Annotated in this window: 25 protein-coding genes; 13 read left to right on the top strand and 12 right to left on the bottom strand. The window is 41.0% G+C overall.

From position 1 onward, the window contains the following. Positions 1–10: 10 nt before the first annotated feature. The gene (locus tag RMZ43_RS27775; protein WP_322654253.1) at positions 11–1,084 is read left to right on the top strand and encodes a PstS family phosphate ABC transporter substrate-binding protein; all 1,074 of its coding nucleotides are present in this window, start codon (positions 11–13) and stop codon (positions 1,082–1,084) included. A 90-nt stretch (positions 1,085–1,174) separates the two neighbouring features. On the opposite strand, the gene RMZ43_RS27770 is transcribed toward RMZ43_RS27775, so the two are convergent. Together RMZ43_RS27770 and RMZ43_RS27765 are read right to left on the bottom strand one after the other, a co-directional pair. Then, the gene (locus RMZ43_RS27770) at positions 1,175–1,747 is read right to left on the bottom strand and encodes an REP-associated tyrosine transposase (RefSeq protein ID WP_322648639.1); all 573 of its coding nucleotides are present in this window, start codon (positions 1,745–1,747) and stop codon (positions 1,175–1,177) included. 140 nt (positions 1,748–1,887) lie between these two features. Next, a complete protein-coding gene (locus tag RMZ43_RS27765) occupies positions 1,888–1,998 on the bottom strand; it encodes an element excision factor XisH family protein (protein ID WP_322648640.1) in 111 nt (36 codons plus the stop codon). A 599-nt stretch (positions 1,999–2,597) separates the two neighbouring features. On the opposite strand from RMZ43_RS27765, the gene RMZ43_RS27760 reads away from it, so the two are divergent. Then, entirely contained in the window at positions 2,598–2,915 is a 318-nt protein-coding gene (locus RMZ43_RS27760; RefSeq protein WP_322654365.1) for a hypothetical protein, read from the top strand. A 105-nt stretch (positions 2,916–3,020) separates the two neighbouring features. Continuing rightward, a complete protein-coding gene (locus RMZ43_RS27755) occupies positions 3,021–3,395 on the top strand; it encodes a hypothetical protein (RefSeq protein ID WP_322648641.1) in 375 nt (124 codons plus the stop codon). Here RMZ43_RS27755 and RMZ43_RS27750 read toward each other — a convergent pair. The 3 genes from RMZ43_RS27750 to RMZ43_RS27740 all read right to left on the bottom strand — a co-directional run bounded on the left by RMZ43_RS27750 (position 3,360) and on the right by RMZ43_RS27740 (position 8,814). Further along, on the bottom strand, positions 3,360–5,120 hold the full coding sequence (locus RMZ43_RS27750) for a tetratricopeptide repeat protein (RefSeq protein ID WP_322654254.1): 1,761 nt from the start codon (positions 5,118–5,120) through the stop codon (positions 3,360–3,362). The genes RMZ43_RS27755 and RMZ43_RS27750 overlap by 36 nt on opposite strands. Further along, entirely contained in the window at positions 5,110–6,402 is a 1,293-nt protein-coding gene (locus RMZ43_RS27745; protein WP_322648643.1) for an ATP-binding protein, read from the bottom strand. The genes RMZ43_RS27750 and RMZ43_RS27745 overlap by 11 nt, the downstream gene beginning before the upstream one ends. A gap of 750 nt (positions 6,403–7,152) precedes the next feature. After that, a complete protein-coding gene (locus tag RMZ43_RS27740; protein WP_322654255.1) occupies positions 7,153–8,814 on the bottom strand; it encodes a multicopper oxidase family protein in 1,662 nt (553 codons plus the stop codon). A gap of 874 nt (positions 8,815–9,688) precedes the next feature. On the opposite strand from RMZ43_RS27740, the gene RMZ43_RS27735 reads away from it, so the two are divergent. From RMZ43_RS27735 to RMZ43_RS27725, 3 genes are all read left to right on the top strand, one after another. Then, entirely contained in the window at positions 9,689–10,054 is a 366-nt protein-coding gene (locus tag RMZ43_RS27735) for a hypothetical protein (protein ID WP_322648645.1), read from the top strand. 147 nt (positions 10,055–10,201) lie between these two features. After that, positions 10,202–10,375 carry a DUF6888 family protein gene (locus RMZ43_RS27730; RefSeq protein ID WP_416212075.1) on the top strand — a complete coding sequence of 58 codons (174 nt, stop codon included), beginning with the start codon at positions 10,202–10,204 and terminating at the stop codon, positions 10,373–10,375. Next, complete coding sequence (locus RMZ43_RS27725; RefSeq protein WP_322654256.1) at positions 10,372–10,584, top strand: DUF6887 family protein; 213 nt, start codon at positions 10,372–10,374, stop codon at positions 10,582–10,584. Before RMZ43_RS27730 ends, RMZ43_RS27725 begins: the two co-directional genes overlap by 4 nt. A 188-nt stretch (positions 10,585–10,772) precedes the next feature. On the opposite strand, the gene RMZ43_RS27720 is transcribed toward RMZ43_RS27725, so the two are convergent. After that, on the bottom strand, positions 10,773–12,902 hold the full coding sequence (locus RMZ43_RS27720) for an SUMF1/EgtB/PvdO family nonheme iron enzyme (protein ID WP_322648647.1): 2,130 nt from the start codon (positions 12,900–12,902) through the stop codon (positions 10,773–10,775). A 1-nt stretch (position 12,903) separates the two neighbouring features. Next, positions 12,904–13,299, bottom strand: a complete 396-nt coding sequence (locus tag RMZ43_RS27715; protein WP_322648648.1) for a Pepco domain-containing protein — start codon at positions 13,297–13,299, stop codon at positions 12,904–12,906. 298 nt (positions 13,300–13,597) lie between these two features. Here RMZ43_RS27715 and RMZ43_RS27710 point away from each other — a divergent pair, with 298 nt between their 5' ends. Then, on the top strand, positions 13,598–13,873 hold the full coding sequence (locus RMZ43_RS27710) for a hypothetical protein (protein WP_322654257.1): 276 nt from the start codon (positions 13,598–13,600) through the stop codon (positions 13,871–13,873). 108 nt (positions 13,874–13,981) lie between these two features. On the opposite strand, the gene RMZ43_RS27705 is transcribed toward RMZ43_RS27710, so the two are convergent. The 3 genes from RMZ43_RS27705 to ndhC are packed head-to-tail and all read right to left on the bottom strand — an operon-like array spanning position 13,982 to position 15,595. After that, complete coding sequence (locus RMZ43_RS27705) at positions 13,982–14,512, bottom strand: NAD(P)H-quinone oxidoreductase subunit J (RefSeq protein WP_322648649.1); 531 nt, start codon at positions 14,510–14,512, stop codon at positions 13,982–13,984. Continuing rightward, complete coding sequence (gene ndhK, locus RMZ43_RS27700; protein WP_322648650.1) at positions 14,505–15,242, bottom strand: photosynthetic/respiratory NAD(P)H-quinone oxidoreductase subunit K; 738 nt, start codon at positions 15,240–15,242, stop codon at positions 14,505–14,507. Before ndhK ends, RMZ43_RS27705 begins: the two co-directional genes overlap by 8 nt. Beyond that, the gene (gene ndhC / locus RMZ43_RS27695) at positions 15,233–15,595 is read right to left on the bottom strand and encodes a photosynthetic/respiratory NAD(P)H-quinone oxidoreductase subunit C (RefSeq protein ID WP_100899269.1); all 363 of its coding nucleotides are present in this window, start codon (positions 15,593–15,595) and stop codon (positions 15,233–15,235) included. Before ndhC ends, ndhK begins: the two co-directional genes overlap by 10 nt. Before the next feature lie 325 nt (positions 15,596–15,920). On the opposite strand from ndhC, the gene RMZ43_RS27690 reads away from it, so the two are divergent. The 6 genes from RMZ43_RS27690 (at position 15,921) to RMZ43_RS27665 (ending at position 18,627) form a co-directional block, all read left to right on the top strand. Further along, positions 15,921–16,256, top strand: coding sequence for a rubredoxin (locus tag RMZ43_RS27690; RefSeq protein ID WP_322648651.1), 336 nt, complete (start codon positions 15,921–15,923; stop codon positions 16,254–16,256). Positions 16,257–16,716: 460 nt separating this feature from the next. Further along, positions 16,717–17,736 (top strand): photosynthesis system II assembly factor Ycf48, encoded by a 1,020-nt coding sequence (locus RMZ43_RS27685; RefSeq protein WP_322648652.1) that lies wholly within the window; start codon positions 16,717–16,719, stop codon positions 17,734–17,736. A 177-nt stretch (positions 17,737–17,913) separates the two neighbouring features. Then, positions 17,914–18,162: a cytochrome b559 subunit alpha gene (psbE, locus tag RMZ43_RS27680; RefSeq protein ID WP_094348030.1), complete on the top strand. Its 249-nt coding sequence runs from the start codon at positions 17,914–17,916 to the stop codon at positions 18,160–18,162. A gap of 6 nt (positions 18,163–18,168) precedes the next feature. Next, positions 18,169–18,306, top strand: coding sequence for a cytochrome b559 subunit beta (gene psbF, locus RMZ43_RS27675; RefSeq protein WP_015115279.1), 138 nt, complete (start codon positions 18,169–18,171; stop codon positions 18,304–18,306). A gap of 8 nt (positions 18,307–18,314) precedes the next feature. Then, positions 18,315–18,437 carry a photosystem II reaction center protein L gene (locus RMZ43_RS27670; RefSeq protein WP_012411802.1) on the top strand — a complete coding sequence of 41 codons (123 nt, stop codon included), beginning with the start codon at positions 18,315–18,317 and terminating at the stop codon, positions 18,435–18,437. Positions 18,438–18,507: 70 nt separating this feature from the next. Next, positions 18,508–18,627, top strand: coding sequence for a photosystem II reaction center protein J (locus RMZ43_RS27665; protein WP_012411803.1), 120 nt, complete (start codon positions 18,508–18,510; stop codon positions 18,625–18,627). Between the two features lie 155 nt (positions 18,628–18,782). On the opposite strand, the gene psaI is transcribed toward RMZ43_RS27665, so the two are convergent. Together psaI and RMZ43_RS27655 are read right to left on the bottom strand one after the other, a co-directional pair. Further along, positions 18,783–18,932, bottom strand: coding sequence for a photosystem I reaction center subunit VIII (psaI, locus tag RMZ43_RS27660; protein WP_322648653.1), 150 nt, complete (start codon positions 18,930–18,932; stop codon positions 18,783–18,785). Between the two features lie 192 nt (positions 18,933–19,124). Continuing rightward, positions 19,125–22,139, bottom strand: a complete 3,015-nt coding sequence (locus RMZ43_RS27655) for a hypothetical protein (protein WP_322654258.1) — start codon at positions 22,137–22,139, stop codon at positions 19,125–19,127. Between the last annotated feature and the right edge of the window lie 118 nt (positions 22,140–22,257).

Below are 22,257 nucleotides of genomic sequence, written 5' to 3'. Positions count from 1 at the left end.
ATTTAAAGATATGGACAATACAAATCAAAGAAAAGCTTTAATTAACGGTGAAATTGGCCTCTTTCTTAGAGGTTTGATTATTGGAAAAGTGCTGACACTTATGGTTATTGGCGGACTGCTATGGTGGTTACTCAAGCCGAATTTATTGTCTCGCAACAGCGTTAATTCCTCTAATCAAAATGTAAACAGCCTCTCTAATAGTGCATCAACTTTTCAGACAGTTACTGATGTCCCCAACGCTTCATTTAACTATGGAGGTAGTACAGCTTGGGCATCTATACGGCAATTGGTAGATTCTCAGATTCAGAGTGATCGCCCGGAATTACAATTACGCTATGTAAACCCTGTTAGTGGTAGCCCTGGTTCTAGCTCCGGCATTCGGATGTTGCTTGATGGGAAAATAGACTTTGCTCAGTCTTCCCGTCCCCTAACAGATGAAGAACAAGCTATGGCAAAAGAGCGAGGCTTTACCCTTGAGCAACGTCAAGTAGGTATGGATGGAGTAGCAGTAGTAGTCAACCCATCACTCAATGTGCCTGGTTTAACTGTTGACCAATTGCAGCAAATTTATTTAGGCAAAATTACTAACTGGAATCAAGTAGGTGGGCCAAACCTAGCCATCACACCTTTGTCTCAAAGACCAGAAGACGCGGATACAGTCATATTCCCTAGCAACAGCAACTTGAAGGGGCAAGCATTTGGCTCTAATGTGCAGTATGTCTACTCTACTACAGAGGCAGTGCGCCAACTGAGTAAAACTCCTGGTAGTGTTTATTACGCTTCTGCCCGTTCAGTATTACCTCAATGTAGTGTGAAGGCTTTGCCATTGGGTAGCACTTCTAGTCAGCTAATTGCTCCCTACCGCGAACCTCTGGTGTCACCTGAGCAATGTCTACGTCAGCGCAATCAGCTAAATACTCAGGCTATAAAAGATGGCAGCTATCCCTTAATCGCTAACTTGTTTGTGATTATTAAGCAGAATAAAGGTCAAGAACAGCAGATTGGAGATGCTTATGCCAAGCTTTTATTAACTGATGAGGGACAAAGGGCAATTGAGCAAGCTGGTTTCGTCGCAGTTCGCTAGTAGAGCGATGTCTACGACGGGCTACGCCTACGCACTTTCCACTTATTCAGATCCCCGATTTCTTAAAGAAGTCGGGGATCTTTAGTTAGGCTAATCATCCAGTAGCAGTCTTTTGAAACCAGGACTATCAGGTAGGTTATGATCCGTTAAAAATTGCTGATAAGCTAATTCTGACTCAGTTTGCATCTTGATATACTCTGTTTTGGCTAGTGTTCCTCCTCGTAATCCTGCATATTCCAAATAGCTGGAAAACTCCCATTCTTCAGGTTGCTGCACCAGTTCTGCTTTCACCGGATTTAAATGAATATAACGTGAGAGGTTGAGAAGATAGTCAGTTTGTAAAATATGAATACTTTGAAACCTTCCCTGAAATAGCACCCCAGAACGATTGAAACGCTTATTAATTGCCTTTGTGTAGGAAAGAGAGAGGGATTTCATTGCATCAGACAGAGTTTCATCTCTTAGATAGATCAAAAGGTGATAATGATTAGGCATTAAACAGTAAGCAACAATATCTACTGCATTAGTTATCAAATGTTCCCTTATCAACCGGAGAAAATAAATATAGTTCTCACGCTCAAAGAAAATCTTTTGGCGATTGTTCCCCCGATTATAAACATGGTAAAAGTTGCCAGTTTGCAGAGGGGTTTGTCGTCGCGGCATAGGCAAGAATATGAGATTTTGCTTTAGTATGCCCTTTCAATCCAATCAGATCCCTAATCCAATCAGATCCCCGACTTCTTTAAGAAGTCGGGGATCTAACTTCGTTCTGCGGCAATGGTATTTTCAGCCGCTAAATTTATTTATAGTTTAATTGCTTTACTAATACGAATTGTAAAAGGATCGTGAGTAATTATCCACCCATCTTTTATTAATGCTTTTTTTACCTGTTGATGGAAAACATCTTTAGCCATTTTGCTATCTCTAGGTTAGAGCCTCAAAATGAAAATATCTCATTTTGTATGATATTTTAGCGTTTAGCTTAACCCAAAATTAGATTTTTGTTCTATGCAGTGCGATCGCACTCCCATTGTTCTGCATTGCTGCGGCGAGTTTTACGACACTTTTCAAATATCCAGCCGCTTGTCGTCAGACATCGCATTTGTTCTTAAACTCCAACAGCTAACGATCCGATTTCTGATAACGCAATTATTTATATAGTGTAAATATAGTGTAAATCTGGCTTGGGTAAAAGCCGATCGCTACTCAAATAAAAACTAAACAATTAAGAAATTTATTTTCTTTAACAAAAGAGGAATAATCAATTTTCTATGCATCATTTATTGCCGTTAAAATTTGAGAGTTTTTATTAATAATTCTCCAAATAGTAGTTGACAAGTATAAAATTATACTTTGATATCTAAATATGATAAAGGCGATCGCCCAATCCCACAAAGAAAACAGCGATCGCTCTTATCTAAACCCCAAAATCGATAAAGGCGATCGCCTCATCCCGGAAAGAAGTGTGCGATCGCCCTTATCTAAACCCCAAAATCGGAGTATGAATACAATAATGGCACAATTGAAAAATTCCGCCCAGCCGGCCCCTGCGGGGGAGTCAAAAGTCAAAAGTCAAAAGTCAAAATTAGAAGAATATCTGCGTGGGGGCGATTCCAGTCCACCCATCAGCAATCAATCGTCTGAGAGTTCATTTCCCAAGAGAGAACGGATAAAGCATCTACTCATTGGTTCTCCCAAAGCCGTTACCAGCACAATCCACTATTTACAGGTAATTGGCTACGCCAGTGTTGGTGACTGGAGTTCACTGCAACCAACTGATAACCCATATGAGGTTATGAGCATTTTAATCCGTCAAATTCTCATGCAATAACCCAGATGTAGAGACGTTGCATTGCAACGTCTCTTAAAAATGCCCAAGTTGCCGCAAGCAGGTTTGTGTCTAGAATGAGCATAAGCACTGTTAGGAAAAGCCTTTATGTCATTACAAGAACTCAAAGAACAAGCTTTCAAATTGTCTGTAAGCGATCGCTTTGCCCTGATTAGTGCCCTGATTCAATCTTTACAAACTGCTAGCCAAACAGAAGATTGGAAATATTTAGTCACACGTCCTCACCCTTGGCGACGACAACTTTATATTAAAGGGCGACTTCATCAAGCTGAACCAGTTCATCCAGGTATTTTGGCAGTCTATCAAAACTCGGACTCATCAAAAAACATGAGCTATCAGTCAATTGTTGCAGCAATCTTCAATCTTGAGGCGATGAGCTATGTGCTTAAAAACCAGTTCGTTATTCTCAATCAATCAATGGAATTATTAACTTCTCCCCATTTCCACCGCAAGTTTTTCTAAATTCTCCCGCACAGCCACACTACGAATATGATTAACACCCCAGACTCGCTCACAAATATCTAAAGCTTGCAAATAAAGCGGTTCTGCTTCACAATAACGCCCCGTTTCACGATAAATTTCTGCCAGATTATTGAGACTTTCAGCAACATTAGGATGATTTTCTCCCAACAAAAGCTTATCAAGTTCTAAGGCTTTGATACATAAGGGTTCCGCTTCATTGTAACGCCCTTGTTCTCTGTACATATAACCAAGAGCATAAATCGTATCTGCTAAAAGCGGATGCGCCTTTTGTAATAAACGTTCCTTAAGTTCCAACGATTCCAAAAACAAAGATTCGGCTTGATCGTAGCGTCCTTGAGCACGGTATATCAATCCTAAATTGTGCAAATCTGTTGCAACATCAGGATTGTCTTCTCCCAAAAATCGCTTATCTAGTTCTATTGCTTGTAACGACAACGGTTCAGCTTCACTGTAACGTCCTTGATGATAATAAAGTAGCGCTAAATTATTCAGTATAAAAGTGAAAGAAAGATGATTTTCGCCAACCAAACGTTTTTCGAGTTCTAATGATTGCAGATACAGAGGCTCTGCTTCTTCATAACGTCCTTGTTCATCATATAGTAATGCCAAATTATTAAGACTGGCGACAACATCGGCATGGTTTTCTCCTAACAGGTGTTTCCTCAGTTCCAAAGCTTCTTGATATAAAAGTTCTGCTTTAGTATATTGTCCAGTAGATTTGTAGAGTCCTGCCAAATTATTCAGACTAGTAGCAAAAGAAGGATGATTGTCTCCTAACAGGCGTTTCCTCAATTCCAAAGCTTGTTGATATAATGGTTCGGCTTCGCTGTAGTGTCCTGTTGCACGATAGATTCCTGCTAAATTGTCGAGGCTAGTAGCTAAATCTATCTGCAAACCCGATTCATTTTGTAGCTCAATCGCCTTACGCCAATACTTTATTGCTAGTTCTTGTTCTTCTTGATAATTCTGAGACTCACCCCGCTCTAATCTGCTGCGGTAAATATCACCTAATCTTGAGTATAAAGTAGCCAAACTGCGGTCTTTAGTTCCCTGTTCTTGTTCTACTTTCTCAATTAATCCTTGTAAATCTTGGATGGGCAAGAAAAAGGAGTTATCTTCATTAGTATCTGTGCTGGCTAATTCCGTATCTCTAAAAACAAAACGTATATGTTCTAATTCTTTACCAGGAATAGCATTCGTCTTTTTAGATTCAAACCGAAATACACCATTGCGCCAACTCCAAAAATCAGGAGCTTTTTTAATCAGATTAACTAAAATTTGATTAGTTACCCAAAGCACGATCGCAAACGGAAACTCGCGCAATCCTTCCCTTGTCCACTGTAAGTAACCAAAAAATTTCTCCTGTTCCGATTGCTCTTTTCCCAATCTCAGAAAATAAAGTTGTTCAGCGCCCGTCACAGTAATTATCGCCGGGTTCTGCTGACGGAGATATTCTTCTTGTTGTAGCAGTTGATTAAGCGCAGCTTTTAGGCTCGGTTCCTGGCGTGCTAAAGTTTCTCGATATGCACGGAAAGTAGGTTCTAGTTCGGCTTCATACTGGGCAATAATCTCATCACGAAAGCTAGCATCATCGCAAACTGCAATCAGTAAATTTAATCCCCGCTTTTGAGCTTCAATAGAAACAATTAAATCATCATACGCATCTTGATTTTCTCCTTCATCAAACAATTCTTCATTTAACATTAATCGCTCCCTGTCTTCTCAAGCTTTCGATAATAATTGGATGAACATCGTACCAAGTTTCATCAGTGCGATATTCTAGAACATACAGCCCATGTAGCAAATCCAAAAACTCTGCTTGTTTGGGGTCATTGGGCATAAATTGTTCATAAACACTCTGCAAAATATCTGTATCAACTTTTCCTAAACGTATAGAAAAGTCATTGCGAATTTTATTGATTGCTTGCAGGAGAATTTTATCATCAATAATAACTTCGGCTGTGGGATTTCGCCGGATCATTCGCAAACATATACGGCAACATTCTTTAGAAATCCGAATTAACTCTCGCAATACGCCACCACTGTAAATTACAATTTTTTCAGCAGTTTCTGCCGTGATTAAGTCACTGGAAATTCGCTTTTGTAAAACTTCACCGAGAATATTTGTTGCTTCCGGGCGAGGTTGAGCATTGGGGAAGCGATTTTTACCTTTATCAAAAATTTTTAACACAGGCATTGCCACAACTTGATCGTTGGTTTCAGTGGCAATTATTGTGCTGATAAATGTTTCTCGAAGGACTGCGATCGGGATAGTGTAGATGATTTGAAAGTTAGGTTGACAAAGAGCTTTAATGTTATCTCGATAAATCTCATTAACTCTGCCTAAATCCAATTTATCTAAATCATCAATAATTACTAAAACATTTTGTTTAGTCGCAGCTTGAATTAAAGCAGCTATTTCATTAATTCTAGCAACTAAATCTGATAACTTGCGTTCAAATTCTTGCTTAATTTCATCCCGAACGCTAGCATCAGCTTTTAATTTAGAACTAATCAACTTTAATAGGTCAAAACCCACACTAGCTTCTACCTGCAAATTTGATTCTTCAGTCCGAGTGCGGGTAGCAAACCACTTATAAAGAGCTTCTTTAGTCGATTGCGGAATATCAACTTTGCGTGCTTCTGCCTCTGTCATTAAATTAACTGCGATCGCAAACAGTATATTAATATGATTAACCGCCGACATTTCAATTTTGTCAGCAATAGAAAATAGAACAACAAAATATTTATCTTGAATTTGCCGGCTAAATTCAGCTAATAAAGTAGACTTACCACATCCCCGATGTCCTGTAAAGACAATTTTGCCATCTCCATTAGGACTATCTTCCACTAATTGATTCAGGTCTGCAATCAAATCATCACCATATTCGACTCGAAATCTTTCCATTTCGTTCTGTTCCATCAACGGAAACAGTTCGAGATTACTGTATGCTTCTTGAAAGGAGTTTAATAAGTCTTCTGACATAGATAGTGCCGTAAACGTGCTAACTATTCATATAATGGCTCATGATTTTTGAAGCACAAGTTCAGGCAATGTCTAGGATAGAGTCTGCCTACATAAGTTTTAAAATTCCGTTAATGAATAACTACTAGGTGAGTGGTATGTTATGTCTTAAAAATAGATGTCATAATACCCAAACTTCAACCGCTCAATAAGTATCAGAGGTCAATAATCAATAAGACTGAATCATAGATTATACATTCAATAATTTAAACTGAATGATAGATTATACAGATAAAATAGTGAAAGCTACTTAACATATAAATAAAATAAAATTTTAAGTTAGAAAAATAAATTTTTAGTGTAGTTTGTCTTATCCCCCTCTAGCCGATGCAATGGTAGCTGTTGTTACTAATTTCGTTCTATACATAAACCGCGAAAATCGAAAGATTAAGATCCCCAACTTCTCAAAGAAATCGGGGATCTTATTGTTCACAACTGATTTGGACTGCTATAGCTCAAGTCCACGCTTAGTGGAATAAAAGCCTTTTTAGTCGTATAAAGACCAATACGGTTCAGTTAAGGCTAAAACTCTTTGTCAAACTCAATTTTTTTAACGTAGACGCTTCGGCTTGCCGCAGGCTACCGCCAAGGACGCCAAGGACGCAGAGAGAAGAAAGAAGTGCTTAACTGAACTGTATTAGTATAAAGACGACTTTAGCTATTAGCCTCAGAATTTATTCTGAGGCGAACTAGATGAGAATTAATTAAGCGTTATTGAATTATTTGAACGAGTTTCATCATTCCTTGGTCTTCGTGGTCTAAGATATGGCAATGGAGGACGAATTTACCAAGAAATGAATCATAACGGCTCTTAATGATTTCATCTTTACCCTGTCTCACTAAGAGTGTATCCCGCCAAATTACCTCGTCGTTTCCATTAGGATCTTTTCGAGTGTACTGGAAGGGATTAACGTGAATATGGAAAGGGTGATTAACGAACGCTGACTTGAGAACCCACTCATCAGCTTTTTTAAGTTGCAAAGTGATGGGGTTGGGGTCATTGATATCAAATGGTGTACCATTGACCATAAACTTAGGGGCTTTTTCATCAGAAAATTGATTAGGTAATTGAATATCAAACAGGACTTCTTGGCGTCCATCTATTCTAGTAATGTCTGGTGGTGCATCTTTTTGTTTTGCCTTTAATAAATCCGCTAAGAATTTCTTGCTTCCTGGCAATTCTGGGTTAGTATCATCATTTAGTTTTACAGGATTACCTTCTACTATCACCTTAGCTAGTACTTCTTCATCTTCCGGAACGCCTAGTAGTGATTTTTCCGGCGGTGTAGCAACGTCTACAAGTTCGTACTCTTGAACTAACGGATTTCTAGGACTAGGAAATTGAACTAGCACATCGCTACGATAGCCAGGTTCAAGTTCGAGGGTTGACCAAGAATCAATTGTGCCTAGCGCAATTCCATCTATAGCAATTTCATGAAGTTTAACTTGGGTTCTAATTCTTTTAGATATGGATACAGGTCTGAGTGACAGATTCAAGGCATCACGAACACCAGCATGGATAAATCGCCAACGTTGCATTTCTCCAGGCTTTATTCTGATTGTTGGATAAATTTGACCATTGATGGTAGTTTGACGACCTGATAAAGACCACGCAGATTGATTCAAGTCCATTCCAAAACCGTTGTAACTTTCATCTATTTCGCCTTTGGTATCATAAGTTATTTGCTGAAATACAAATATCTTATCTTCGGCGTTCTTAATTGCAGGTATTTCGTCCAGTCCACCACCTTCAACAATTATCGCTCCCACCATTCCACTAGACACTTGTAAAGCAGTTGAACCATGTTTGTGGGGATGATACCAAAATGTACCTGATGGATGATTGGCAGGTAATTTAACACCAATATTGTAATTAGGGTCTGGGTCTGTATCCGTTTCTTTTGGCGGCATTTCCTTCAGCACATTATCAGAATTACCTGTCGATAAAACATGAAGTCCGTGGGTGTGTATGTTAGTCGTGTTGAAGCCGTGAGGCTTATTCATATTTATTTCTTGTTTCGGCTCTGGTGGTAGGGTGTTAATCAGGTTAATACTGATGAGGTCATTTGGCTTAACACGCAGTGTCGGCCCTACTAGCTTGCCGTTATAAGAACGAAGTTTAACTTTACATCCAGCAATTTCTGTTGTTTCTTTGTCAGTGTACTGAACTTTTAAATCTACTTTTAAGCTTCCATTTTGAGAGGAAACGGACTCTGGATTAGCAAATTCTTCACCACCATATTTGTCAAGGTTAATTAGCTGGAAAGCACAGGGATCAAGTTGTGATTTTGCGTAGGAATCAGATATTGGCGCGAATGTCAAGACAATTGCTAAAACAAATGCACTGAAAAGACGGATGATGCGTTTTTTCATAATAGTAGATGCTGAAGAAGGTAGTTTTGCTGAAGAGATGCAATATGGTAGGGGTCTGAATGCCCACCATATTGCATCGCACCAAATCAAAGATTTTGCTAGGAGACAGGAGATCCTTTACTCTTAAACTTTCTCAGTAACCGCAAAGGAATATTCGCATAGCGTCTCTTAAAGAACAGAAGAAAACACTGCTTTACTAAGTGTTAGATTTCAGGTAATACTTAGTTGTACTGTTTGACACTATTGTAAATTGGGCTACATGATAAACAACAGAGTGTAATCCTAGCTGAGGATTGAGGGTAGACAGCTAAATCGTGACCAGATAAGCTTTCACGGATAGTTAAGCATTGCTATGTCTCCAGTAAAATGCTTAGTAATTTAAAATGCTGCTAATATCCTATATTTATATTGCGGTATAAAATATAAAATATCATTTCCAAAATCTAAGTTTGTGGTGAGTAACTTAGGTTACTAAATTTACAGGGTTACACCTTTTATCCAATGCTCAAATCTCATGTACGGTTAGGAGACGCGATAAATCGCCGTCTCTACAAGGGATCTATTATTTATTGACAGAATACTAATTAAGCACTAATAAACTTGCTTTTGCGACATCAAAACCTGCTTTTGCGACATCAAAACCTGCTTTTGTGACATCAAAACTTGCTTTTGTGACATCAAAACTTGCTTTTCTCAACGAATTTCAGCAAATATACCTGTATCTATCTAGTTGGCTAATGCCATCCAATGCTTTTATAATTCTGTAACTTCACTGTGGCTGGTGCATCTGCTTGTTGCGTATCTTGATGATATATAAATAACTCAGTGTATAAAGTCAGGGTTATTTATAAATAAATCCAAATAGGAAAACTATATGCAACGGAAACGAAACTCCATCTCACTGACTAAAGCTGAACGACGGATTGAAGGAATGCAGACAATTAACCCTAAATTAGACTTTAGTAATGGGTTTTCAATTGTTACTTACAACACTAAAGTAATTGAGCTACGAGAAAAGTTAGCCGCTTATAATCAAGCACAAATAATAGTAGAGAAGACACACAATGCATTATTAGAAGCAGAACGTGAGTTGAATACTTATTCTGAGCAAATGCTATTGAATGTTGCATCTCGCTATGGCAAAAATAGTGATGAATATGGAATGGCTGGTGGAACGCGCAGGTCAGACCGCAAGAAACCACGCCCAGTAGTAAAGCAAACAGTCCTAAATCAGTCGTGAACAATAAGATCCCCGACTTCTTTGAGAAGTCGGGGATCTGAGTCTCTCGATTTTCACAACTCATTTAGGATTGCTATAGATGGTTTGATATTTTCTTTTTACCTGCTATTCTGATTCCAAGCTATGGGGTTATGAGGTATACAAATCTTGCCAACTGCTGAACAAGGCATCAGGTGTGTAATACTAAGTCAATCTTTGACCAATACATTCACTCCTATTTACATTATCCGCCTCGATGAACAAACAGGTAAGTGTTTCATTTTGGCAGGAGATAACATAGAGATAAAAATCTATAACAATGGTCTTTGGAGGTTCTTGTGATTGAGCCAAACTTTAGCAGCATGAGCAAAACCAAGTTAAGAGCCTTCGTCATTGCTCACCCCGACAACAAAGTAGCGTTTCGTGCTTTTGTTGACCGCTTTACATTTGAAGCATCTCCAGAGACTTTTGACATCCCAAAATCGAATGCTGAGATTGAAGAAGTTGAAATTTTGATTAGACAAAAATTAGAACAATTAAAAATGAGCTAAATTTTAGAAGTTTCTTTTAAATGTCGCAAAATTAATTGAGTCGAACAACTGTTCGGTTTTGCAACCTACCAAGCTATCCGACTCGGTTTTATATTCGGAGGTTGTCGCCTTCCTCGCTGGTTCAGGTCTGGAATCCCTGATGTACGCTCGATAAATTCCCACTTACCGACTCTGACTTTGGGGAGTACTCACGCCACAGCCACCGCCACCACCCGAAAACCAATACTGCTGTAACGAATCGCGCGTGCGAACCTATCGCGCTCGGCAGAACGGCAATACCTGGCGTGCTTGTAACAACCCCCGCCACGCAGCAGCCTAATGTTATTATCTTTACCAGTAAGCCACGCACTACCATCTTTCGGCGCACCTTGGTAATTGTCATTATATACATCTAGACACCATTCCCATACATTACCATGCATATCGTATAAACCAAAAGAATTAGGCGGAAATTTTCCTACATCTATTGTTTGTTCACGATATTCGCCCTTTGGTGCAGAGCCGTAAGGATAGTTACCGTGGTAGTTAACTAAATCTGTGGTAATTGTTTCGCCAAAATAAAATGGGGTCTTGGTTCCAGCACGACAAGCATATTCCCATTCGGCTTCACTGGGTAGCCTGTAGGTGTGTTCTGTCTTCTTCTGACTCAATTTTTTACAAAACTCTACCGCCTCATCCCAATTTACTTGTTCTACAGGTCGTTTCTCACCTATGAAATTAGAAGGTTTTTTCCCCATAATTGCTTGATACTGTGCCTGGGTGATTTCATATTTACCCATGAAGAACCCAGGCACTTTTACCTGATGCTGTGGACTTTCATTTGGATATCTCCCTGCTTCTTCTTCGGGTGAACCCATCATAAAGGTTCCCCCTGGTATCTGCATCATTTCCAAGGTGACACCATTCCCTAAGTCTTCTTCAAAATATTTTGCTTCCTCATTACGGCGGTTGGTGATACTTCCCTGTGCATTGACAGTCACCGTTTCAAATCGAAAGGTTTTTAAATTGGAGGAAACGCCAGACGGGTTCGGGTTATTAGGAGGTCTTGTTATTTCTGGTGAAGCTGCTGGTGTAGTTCCTGGTGCATCTGTTGGTTCACCTGTAGCTTTTGGTGTAGTTGTTCCAGACCGCCAAATGCGAGGTATTACAATTGCCAAACCCAACCCAGCACCCGCAAACCCAACAGTTATCACCCTTCGCCGTGACCAGTTAGATAATATTGGTTTTTTTAATGGCGCTGGAGGTGTTGGAATTGTAGATGTTGCAAATTGTCCCGTACCAGAAGTCGGAATATTAGTAATTGGTGAGGTTTCCTTGGGAGGTGTTTGAAGAGGTTTACTTATAGGTGTATTTGTGACTGACTTAGATGCTTGTGGAATTGTTTGCTCAGGTAAATCAGGAATTGCAGAACTATTTCGCAAGCGCTCAATTCTTTGTAAACCTCTCACCGCATCCATATCTTGCCCTGAAGCCGCAGCTAATACCCGAATCCATAATTGCTCTGCTAAATCTAAATTCCTGTTTACTTCTACTTGGTAAGCATCATTTTTCAACGTGGCGATATCCGCTAGGGTTGCGTATCGTGGCACAAGTATTAGGTGTGATTTATTCACAGGTTCGGCAATCACATAAGGCGTTTGCCTTGTATTCTTATACTGGCGAACCAGTTCAGGCACGCGAAACTTAAGATATTGCTCCAATCGTTCAACAGTAGCGCATTGACCTTGAATTCCTAACCCTTCTAGTAATGCAGTAGTAAAAGCACCTTGTTGTAAAGCTTCAATTTCATAAGAATATTGCTGGGGAATACAAGAAAAAATGCTGATAACTCCTTGTTGACGTGCTTCTTCTGCGGTTTGTCGCCCAATTCCTTCACCTGTTTTTTTGCCTTCATTGCGACAAGCATCCAGAATCAAGACAATATTATCAGCACCGCAGCGACGCAAACGTTCACTCACAAAGTTAATTGGTATTGCCGTGTTTTCAATATCCTCTGGATCGCCATCACAAGGCATGAGATAATCACGGTCAGCGTATCTTATCCCATGACCACTGAAGAAAAACCAGAAATTATCCCCTGCTCCCATAAAGGGATTGTCAAATAACTGGCGCAAGACTCGCAGCAAGTTAGTGCGAGTTGGGCGAGTTGATTTTCCATCAACAGGAGGAGAGTCATCGGAGAAGAAAAATATCTTTTCAAATCCGACTTCATTACCCAGAAACTCTTGCATTAACAGTGCATCCCGCTTGGCATAGTTTAGCGGTTGCAGATAATCATACTGGTTAATTCCGATCGCGATCGCCCAATTTTTTGCCATCTCACCCTGGTTCTTGGCGCTTGAACTTCAGCTTAATCGCTCCTTTACTCCCAGCTTTGACACCACTGCCAATTAATTTAACTTCCCCATCTGCACTAATTTCTACCGACAGTTCAATTTCATCTAGCTGCATCCGGGAGTTGACTTTTGCTTGTTGTTCAGCTTGACTAAACAAACTTCCCACGAGTTTGAGAAAGTGAGTCATATTTTGCTCTAATGTTTGAGCGCTAACCTTAACGGCATCTCCTACCCCTTTGCTACCAGTATTATCCCTGATAGTTTCCTCTCCCCAACTTCGTGTATTATTACTCCCGCCTTTAGCACCATCAGGAATCGATATTTGCGGCACTTCATCCGTCACAATCCAAATGCCGTCGTTTTGGGGTATTTCTGACATATTATTTTAAATATTTAGATTAAATTGTCCCACAAATACAAATACAACGGTAGAGATAGCGATTCCGATTACTAGGAAATCTTACTGAGCATTTTAGCGATCGCATAGTCTCAAATTATCTCAGATTGGGTGCGATCGCTTTCTCTAATATTTACCCTACCCTAACCCTCCCCTTATAAAGGGGAGGGAACTAGATTTTCCGGTTTCTCCCCTTTATAAGGGGGGATTAAGGGGGGTAATATTTTTTGCTAGCTTTGTATTAGATAGTGCAATAGTTCAACAAATTCTGAGGTGGGATATGGCACTTTTAGAGCAGTCGCCTTGGTATCAAGAAATTTTTAGCAAAGGGGAAGAACGAGGAGAAGCACGCGGAGAACTGCGAGGAAGAAAGGAAGAATTATATTCAGGGATTGAATTAGCATTAGAAATTAAGTTTGGCAATCAAGGTTTAGAATTGATGCCGATAATCTCTCAAATTACAGATTTGCAGAAACTAAAAACAATTCAACAGGCAATTAAAACTGTAAATACAGTTAATGAATTCCAGCAAGTTTTATCAACCAACTTGACATGAAACACCAAAAACATAACCCCTCTCCGCCACCGGAAAGGGGTTAATCACTGCCGAAACCCAGCACTACATTGTACAGACGCGATTCATCGCGTCTCTATCCAGCAATATCTAATAAGCGTCCTGCAACTCGTAAAAATCAGGCGAGATGTAATCCTTCCGCAAAGGCCAACCTACCCAATCTTCCGGCATCAAAATCCGCTTGAGATTTGGGTGTCCTTCGTAGATAATGCCGTACATATCGTAAGACTCGCGCTCTTGCCAATCTGCGGTCTTCCAAATCCAGTACACAGAAGGCACTCTTGGATTTTCCCGTGGTAAGAACACTTTAACTCGAACTTCTTCGGGGCGATCGCTATTATCACCGACTTTAATCAAGTGATATACACTTACCAATTCCTGTCCTGGCCCAAGGTCAACACCGCCTTGAAACTGGAGATAATTAAACCCATAAGCATAAAGGGCTGTAGCTGTAGGAAGCAAGAAATCTGCCGCCACCTTAATTATCTCTACACCATTCTTATCCGGTGCTAAAAACTCATGGTCAAAGCCATTTTCCGTCAACCACTGGGAAATTTTACCCGCTTGTACCAATGCCTCTTCTTTCGCTGCTGGTACTGGTTTAGATTCTTCTTCAGCCACGGGTTTGTTCCTCCTTTTGCGCCTTTTCTGTCAGCAGTGCAGGTGGTATTGGCATACCAATCGCTTCCGTCAATTCCTTCGGTGGTGCAGAGCGAGTTGCTGACTGCAAATACTTACCAGTTAAGATTTCCTCTACTGGCTTCAGGTTATGAGTCGTGCTGTAGTAGCGGTGAGTTTGCTTAATTTTATCCCGCTCTTGCATCGATTCATTAGAGATTTTCTTCCGTAGCTTAATGATTGCGTCAATAATTGCTTCGGGACGGGGAGGACAACCAGGCAAATACACATCTACAGGAATTAGTTTATCGACTCCGCGCACTGCTGTGGGCGAATCAACGCTGAACATACCGCCAGTAATTGTGCAAGCACCCATCGCAATTACATACTTCGGCTCTGGCATTTGTTCATAAAGACGCACCAGTTGGGGAGCCATCTTCATCGTAATAGTCCCTGCCGTAATAATTAAATCGGCTTGGCGGGGGCTAGAACGGGGAATCAGCCCAAAACGGTCAAAGTCAAATCGGGAACCAATTAAAGCTGCAAATTCAATAAAGCAGCAAGCAGTACCAAATAACAACGGCCACAAACTAGAAAGCCGCGCCCAGTCGTAGAGATCATCAACCGTAGTCAAAATGACGTTTTCTGAAAGGTCTTGAGTGACATTGGTACGCTCAATGGGGTTGATGATTCGTTCTTTACCCTGAGTTGTTAAGTTAGAATTCAAGACCATTCCAAAGCTCCTTTACGCCATGCGTAAACTAAAGCGACTACAAGAATTGCAATAAAGACTAGCGCTTCAATAAAAGCTAATAGCCCTAAACGGTGGAAAGCCACTGCCCAAGGATACAAGAAAACAGTCTCCACATCAAAGACGACGAAGACCAGAGCAAACATGTAGTAGCGAATGTTGAACTGAATCCAGGCTCCCCCGATGGGTTCCATACCAGATTCATAAGTGGTGTGCCGTTCTGGACTGTAACCACTGGGTCGTAGGAGCTTGGAAGCTGAGAGCGCTAAGGCAGGAACTAGGCTACAGACTATGAAGAAGCCTAGAAGGTACTCGTAACCGCTGAGGACAAACACAATGAGTATCTACCGCTTATGGAGTATTTAAAGTAGGGAGTGGGGAGTGGGGAGTAGGGAGATAGGGAGCAGGGGAAGCAGGGGGAGAATAACTATTGATTTTTAACCAATGCTCGATACCCAATGCCCAATACCCAATGCCCAATGCCCAATCCCTTGAATTGCGTAACTTTCTTTTACATTATATCTGTTTGGTTTTTCTGAAATCTGGGAAACAGATACACTTCAAGTATTTAATTAGCTTTTGATAGTGATAGAAAAGCCAAACAATTATGTCATAATTTGTAACGTATATTTCAGATTTCTCCTCTGCGAGGCCCTAGCCATGAGCGAACCAGCTGTTGAGACTACGGTGTTAGACCGCTACGAGTGTCGCGCCTGCGGTTATGTTTACGAACCTGAGAAGGGAGACGACAAGGATGATATTCCTTCAGGGACATCCTTTGCAGAACTGCCCATAAATTGGCGCTGTCCAGTTTGTGCTGCTAAAAAAACCGCTTTTGCCAATATCGGCCCTGCGGGTACTGCATCCGGCTTCAAAGAAAATCTCGGTTACGGTTTGGGTGTCAACAACCTAACGCCAACCCAAAAGAATATTCTAATTTTTGGTGCTTTGGCTCTTGGCTTCTTGTTTTTTATCAGTCTCTACGGCTTACAATAACAGCCGTTATCTCAGAAACAAAGAATAGTGAGTAGGGAAGAGATTTTCATTATTGGTTGTGTGATTATAGTCACACAACTATACTGTTTTACTTGTTCCCTAGAGCCTTTAATTAAGCTAAAAATGCTCACTTTTATTTACATTGATTAGCAGTGTATTCTCTGATAAAATATCAGAGATTCAGGTGAGAATCTGTAACGTCAAGCAACCTCTATACTGATAAGTTGCCTCTGAGGTGTTACAGCAAGTAATCGCAAATATGTTGCTTCTCAAAGCAAGAATCACGCTAGAAGCAAACAAGTAAGAGTGCATAGAACTTGATTCTATGCATCGATTGATACACCTTAGTTGAGATTTATCTGCTCAACTTATGTATTTGTTAGCAAATGTTAGCAAAAAAGTATCAGTAAACCTTTTAGAGAACAGCTACAGAAATTTAGAAACAAGTTAAGAAATACTAATGCATTCAATTGTGAAAGGTTGGCAACGAATAGCTACCTTGTTGATAGTAGTCCTCATGTGTATAGGTTGTAGCAGAGTTCCTTCTGTTAGTTACAACCCTTGGAAAGTCATTTCTGTGCCAACAGACTCGAATCTCCTGGATATTGCTTTTACTAATAACCCTGAGCATGGCTACTTAGTAGGTAGCAATGCCACCCTATTGGAAACCAATGACGGTGGTGATACCTGGAAACCAATAACACTGCAACTGGATGAGCAGAAGTATCGTTTTGACTCAGTAAGTTTTGCAGGAAAAGAAGGCTGGATTGCCGGAGAGCCTGGACTGTTGCTGCACACTACTGATGAAGGTGCTTCTTGGTCGCGTATTCCCCTGAGTGAAAAGCTACCAGGTAGCCCGATCGCAGTTAAGGCACTAGCAGACAATACAGCTGAAATGGCTACCGATGTTGGAGCCATATATAAAACCACAGACGGCGGCAAAAACTGGAAAGCCCAAGTTGAATCAGCAGTCGGTGTGGTGCGTAACTTAGAACGTTCTCCTGATGGCAAATATGTTGCCGTTTCCGCCAAAGGTAGTTTCTACTCAACTTGGGAACCTGGACAAGATGCTTGGGTACCCCATAATCGCAATAGTTCTCGGCGGGTAGAAAACATGGGTTTTGCTGATAATGGGCAATTGTGGTTACTAGCTAGGGGAGGTCAAATTCAATTTAGTGACCCAACTAAACCTGAAGCATGGCAAGAGGCAAAGTATCCAGAGTTATCCACCAGTTGGGGTTTACTGGATTTGGCATATCGCACACCCGATGAAATTTGGATAGGTGGCGGTAGCGGTAATTTGCTACGGAGTCCCGATGGTGGCAAAACGTGGGAAAAAGACCGTGCAGTAGAAGAAGTTGCTGCTAATTTGTATAAAATTGTGTTCTTAGAGCCAGAACGGGGATTTATAATTGGCGATCGCGGCGTTTTGCTCAAATATCTGCCAAATCCTGAAACAACTTCCCCAGAAGCTGCTTAGTGGGAAAGGAGGGAAAATTCCTCTCTCCTCTGCACCCTTCTCCCTGCCCCTCTGCCTCTTCCCCATGCCCCAGGCCCAACGTACAATTTCTGAGAAGAACTTTGCAACTTGTAACTCTTTCTTAACTTTGTAGGATAATAAACTCAATAACACTCTATGTATAGGATAGGGATCTAAATGTCAGGTACCACTGGAGAGCGTCCGTTTTCGGACATTATTACTAGCGTTCGTTACTGGGTAATTCACAGCATCACCATTCCGGCATTATTTATTGCTGGTTGGCTATTTGTCAGCACCGGGCTGGCTTATGATGCCTTTGGTACACCCCGCCCCAACGAGTATTTCACACCAGCACGGCAGGAAGTGCCCATTGTGAAAAACCGTTTTGAAGCTAAAAAACAAGTTGAAGAATTTATTGGAAAGTAGTTTGACATGACTAGCGGAAACAACATCAATCAACCAGTTACCTATCCAATTTTTACCGTTAGATGGCTGGCAGTACACACCTTAGGTGTACCAACTGTATTCTTTTTAGGCGCGATCGCCGCAATGCAATTTATTCAACGTTAGGAGCAATCATGGTAGAAAGATCGCCCAATCCCAATAATCAACCGGTTGAACTAAACCGGACTTCGCTATACCTGGGACTACTACTAGTTTTCGTTCTGGGGATTCTGTTTTCCAGTTACTTCTTCAACTAAGTAGAAGTCCTGTTGTTAATCTTTGTTTATTTAACCTGTGTTGATTAGTTGTTAAGGGAGGAGAGAAGCTGTGTCTGGAAGTGGGAGAATTCCCCTGTGGGTCGTCGCTACGATCGCAGGTTTAGGTATAATTACAGTCTTGGGCATTTTCTTTTATGGTGCCTACGCCGGACTCGGTTCTTCGATTTAACATCAGTTAGTTTGAACCGAACACTATAAGTTAGAATTTTCTAGCATTTGTTGAGAAATCAACGTTAAAAAACCGCCTGTCTCCATGAGATAGGCGGTATTAATTTTGGTCACTAGTCATTTGTACAAAACAAATGATTAATGACTACAACAGTATCAGTTAATATCACTGATATCGTCGCTTTCAATGTATAAAAGCAGAGACGCGAAGACTACACTTGGCAAAACCCAACCAATTATGGGAACGAAGATAGAAGACAAGTACGAAGTACTAGCCAAGATAGAAGGCAAAAAAGAAGCTGCCATAGTAAAAGTTCCTATGAAATCACACTACAATTCAAAATGAGCTTACTGCAAATTCTGCCAAATTTTTGAAATTCTTTCATATTTTTAACACAGGGGATATTGGGAGATGAGGGAGACAAGGGGACAAGGAGATAAACAAAACTCCTAACTCAGCACTCGTAACGCCCAATGCCCAATTCTCAATTCCCTGAGTTACATATCTAGGAGTTCATCTAGCTGCAAGTTTGGCAAGTCTGGAGGAATTACAGTTCGCACTATTGTGACTTTGTGACTCTCCTGTTGAGTTGTCAGATTGAGTGCGATCGCTTCTAAGCGAATTTCCAAACACCCAAAGGGAATATTTAATTGCGTTATCACTTCCAATCCTCCCAAGGCGTTAGGTAGCAAATTTGTCAGTAAATGGGGCCCCTCTAGTAACCAGCGAGTTTGATAATCTTCAAGCCATAACTTGACAACAACTTGGGGACGTACTTCAGGCAGGACTACGCGCACTATGATAAATTTGCCAGCGATTAGTTCGCCATCTGGTACATGCAGTTCTGGAATTGGCAAAGGCTCAATGGCTGCCGCAGTTATGGGTGAGGAAGAGGATAAACCTAATAATGGTTGCTTCTCTTCTTCAAAAAATTCATTCTTCGTCCCATTGGCTTCCAGTTCATTATGTTCACTATATGTATCATCGACAACGATTTCTTGCGCCAACCAAGCTGACGCTATATTCATTTTTATTGGAGGAGGGGGAGGCGGTAGTTGTGTTACCACCATTGAGACTGTTGGTTCGGATACTTCTACTAGCGTATCTTCCCCTGTTTTTATATCAGCTTCCTTTACTGTGTCTGCGTCCTCCCCCAAGCTCGCAAGTTCATAAACCGACTCTTGAACTTCTTCCGATGTCTCTGTGTCAGCATCCACGTTTAACGGCAAGTTGACATCAACATTGGGAGTTTCAGCATTAAGAGAAAGCTGGGTCTGCTGGGTTAGAACATAGCGATCGCGATCTTCAGGTTCCAGTTCATCGATGGATTCAGGCAAAGAGTGTCCTTGGCTGTGCATCCACTTTCTGAGCAGGGGAGATGAGTAAAGGTTGCCTGTTGTAATGAATTGTGCATTTGGCTGGGCTTCTTCTACCTCAGCAACAGACTCTTCTTGAAATTGTTCATTTGGCTGGGCTTCTGTTTCAGCAACAGATTCTTCTTGAAATTGGGCATTATCTACTACTAATTCCGGTGTATTTTCCTCAGCTACAGTTGTATCCAACTGCGGTAAGTCTTCATCTGCTGGAACATTTTTTACTTCTTCTGTATCATCTGGCAAAGTTTGTAGCCGTTTCAAGTACGGCAAAGTAGTATCGAGTATTGGCATTCGACGTTGCTTGATAATCAACTGCTCCAAGTTAATGGCAACCATAGTAGTATCCTTTTTCAGAAGTTCCTCTTCTGTAGAGGGTTCTGCAACGAAATCTGTGGGAGTGTTGGCATGGGTTTGAATAGGGGGCAGTTTCGGCAATTGAGGCGAAGTGCCTGAATTGTTTAAGTTAGATGTTCGCTGGATGGCTTCTCGCAGAACTTGTAAGTTAATTTGCGGTGGTAAAGTTGTATTTGGGGATGGATTGAATATCTGAGACTGGTCTATTTTTGGAATCTTGACCAGATTGAATAGTTTTAAATCTATCCTCACAGCGGCCTCTGGCTCCATGACAGCAGCAGACGAGTCCGATGGTGCTATGGGGTCATTTAAAGATGTACTAGGTGTTGCTGCGGCTGTGATTGCCAGTAATTCTGTTACATCTGCTGTAATAGTGAAGGACTGGCTGGCTAACCTGATGACTTCACCAACATCGGAGAATCGACCATACAAAGTGATATCTGCCAAAATTAACTTCGATTCAAAGTCAGCAGGAATATCAATTGATGTATTGATGGTGAAGGGCAACTCCTGATCTGGTAAGGGTTGCCGTACCTGAGTCAAAATTTTTGAGTTTTTGGGCGATCGCAGTTCAATTTCTAGTTCAAGCGCCTGCAAGCTTTTTGAGAATAATGTTTCAGCCTGATCTAGATTTATCTTTTCTTTGAGTTCTACGCGCCCATTGATTGTAAGAGGTTGTCCCCAACGAGTAATGTAAGTATCCTGAGCTAAAGTTAGCAGTAATGGAGGCGGTGGCTGTGTTGCTGGAGAATCTGTAACCTTTTCATCATCGAGCAAGGCTTCAGAATTGGGTAAAGCTAAATCTATTAAATTTTGTAAAATCTGCTCTGCCGTCTCACCTTTGAGCCACACAGAATTCACAGACTCATCAATATCTTTTTTCGTTTCATCTAGCAGAACAGTAGTATTAGGGTTGCTGTCTGTAGTAACCGTCTGTTCTGTAGCGATCGCTTGATCTAAGTTAATTTCGGGTTCTTCTGGGTCAATGTATCCTAAGTTCTCTTCATCTGGCACAACAATATTAACGGGGTTTTCGTCTATAGCGATCGCTTGATCTAAATTAATTTCGGGTTCTTCTGGGGGGGTATATTCTAAGTTCTCTTCATCTGGGACAACAATACTAACGGGCTTGTCATCTGTAGCAGTTAGCAGTTCTACAAAGACTGCGATCGCTTGATCTAAGTTAATTTCGGGTTCTTCTGGGGGAGTGTATTCTAAGTTCTCTTTATCTGGTACAACAATACTAACGGGGTTGTCGTCTGTAGTAATTGCCGATTCTGTAGTGATCGCTTTATCTAGCGCAATTGCGGGTTGTGTTGGAAAAGTGAATTCCCAGTTTTCAGAAACAGCATCTGGGTGATTGGATGAATTTAATTCTACATTTTCCCCTTGCTCTCCCTGGCTCCTCTGCCTCCTCTGCTCCCCCTTTACTCCTTGGCACAATACTTGAAGTTGGATACTGTATTGCCAAGATTTACCGAGGAGTTCCGACATCAAGTCGCCCATACAGCGTAACTCCCAAACTCCTGGTTCAAAGTAGGTAAAGGGAATTAGCGCCATTAAGCCTTCTGAATTAGTGCGACGCGATCGCTTGAAAATTCGCCGCTTTGGTAGAACTTCCTGGGTTGAAGAATGAGTTACCCGCACTTCAACATCTGTATTAGGAAGGTTAGAACGAGCCAAAACTCTATACTCCCCTTCCAAAATTTCCAAATTTGGCGATTCTAGGATATGCCACGAGCGATCGCCTTGTTTCTGTATCAGAAATTGCCAATGTTCCATTGTGAGTGATGCCCAGACCGACGAGCCGCTCAATTATATTGTGTATTAACTTGCTTGCAAGTTTACCCCAGTATTTTGTAAATGCATCTCTTAAATCGCTATCTAGTTAACTCAGTTT

The organism is Nostoc sp. CmiVER01, assembly GCF_034531135.2.
In the GTDB taxonomy this organism is placed as follows: Bacteria; Cyanobacteriota; Cyanobacteriia; order Cyanobacteriales; family Nostocaceae; genus Nostoc.
Note: the sequence above shows the minus strand (reverse complement) of the source record. Positions and strands in the feature narration are given on the sequence as shown.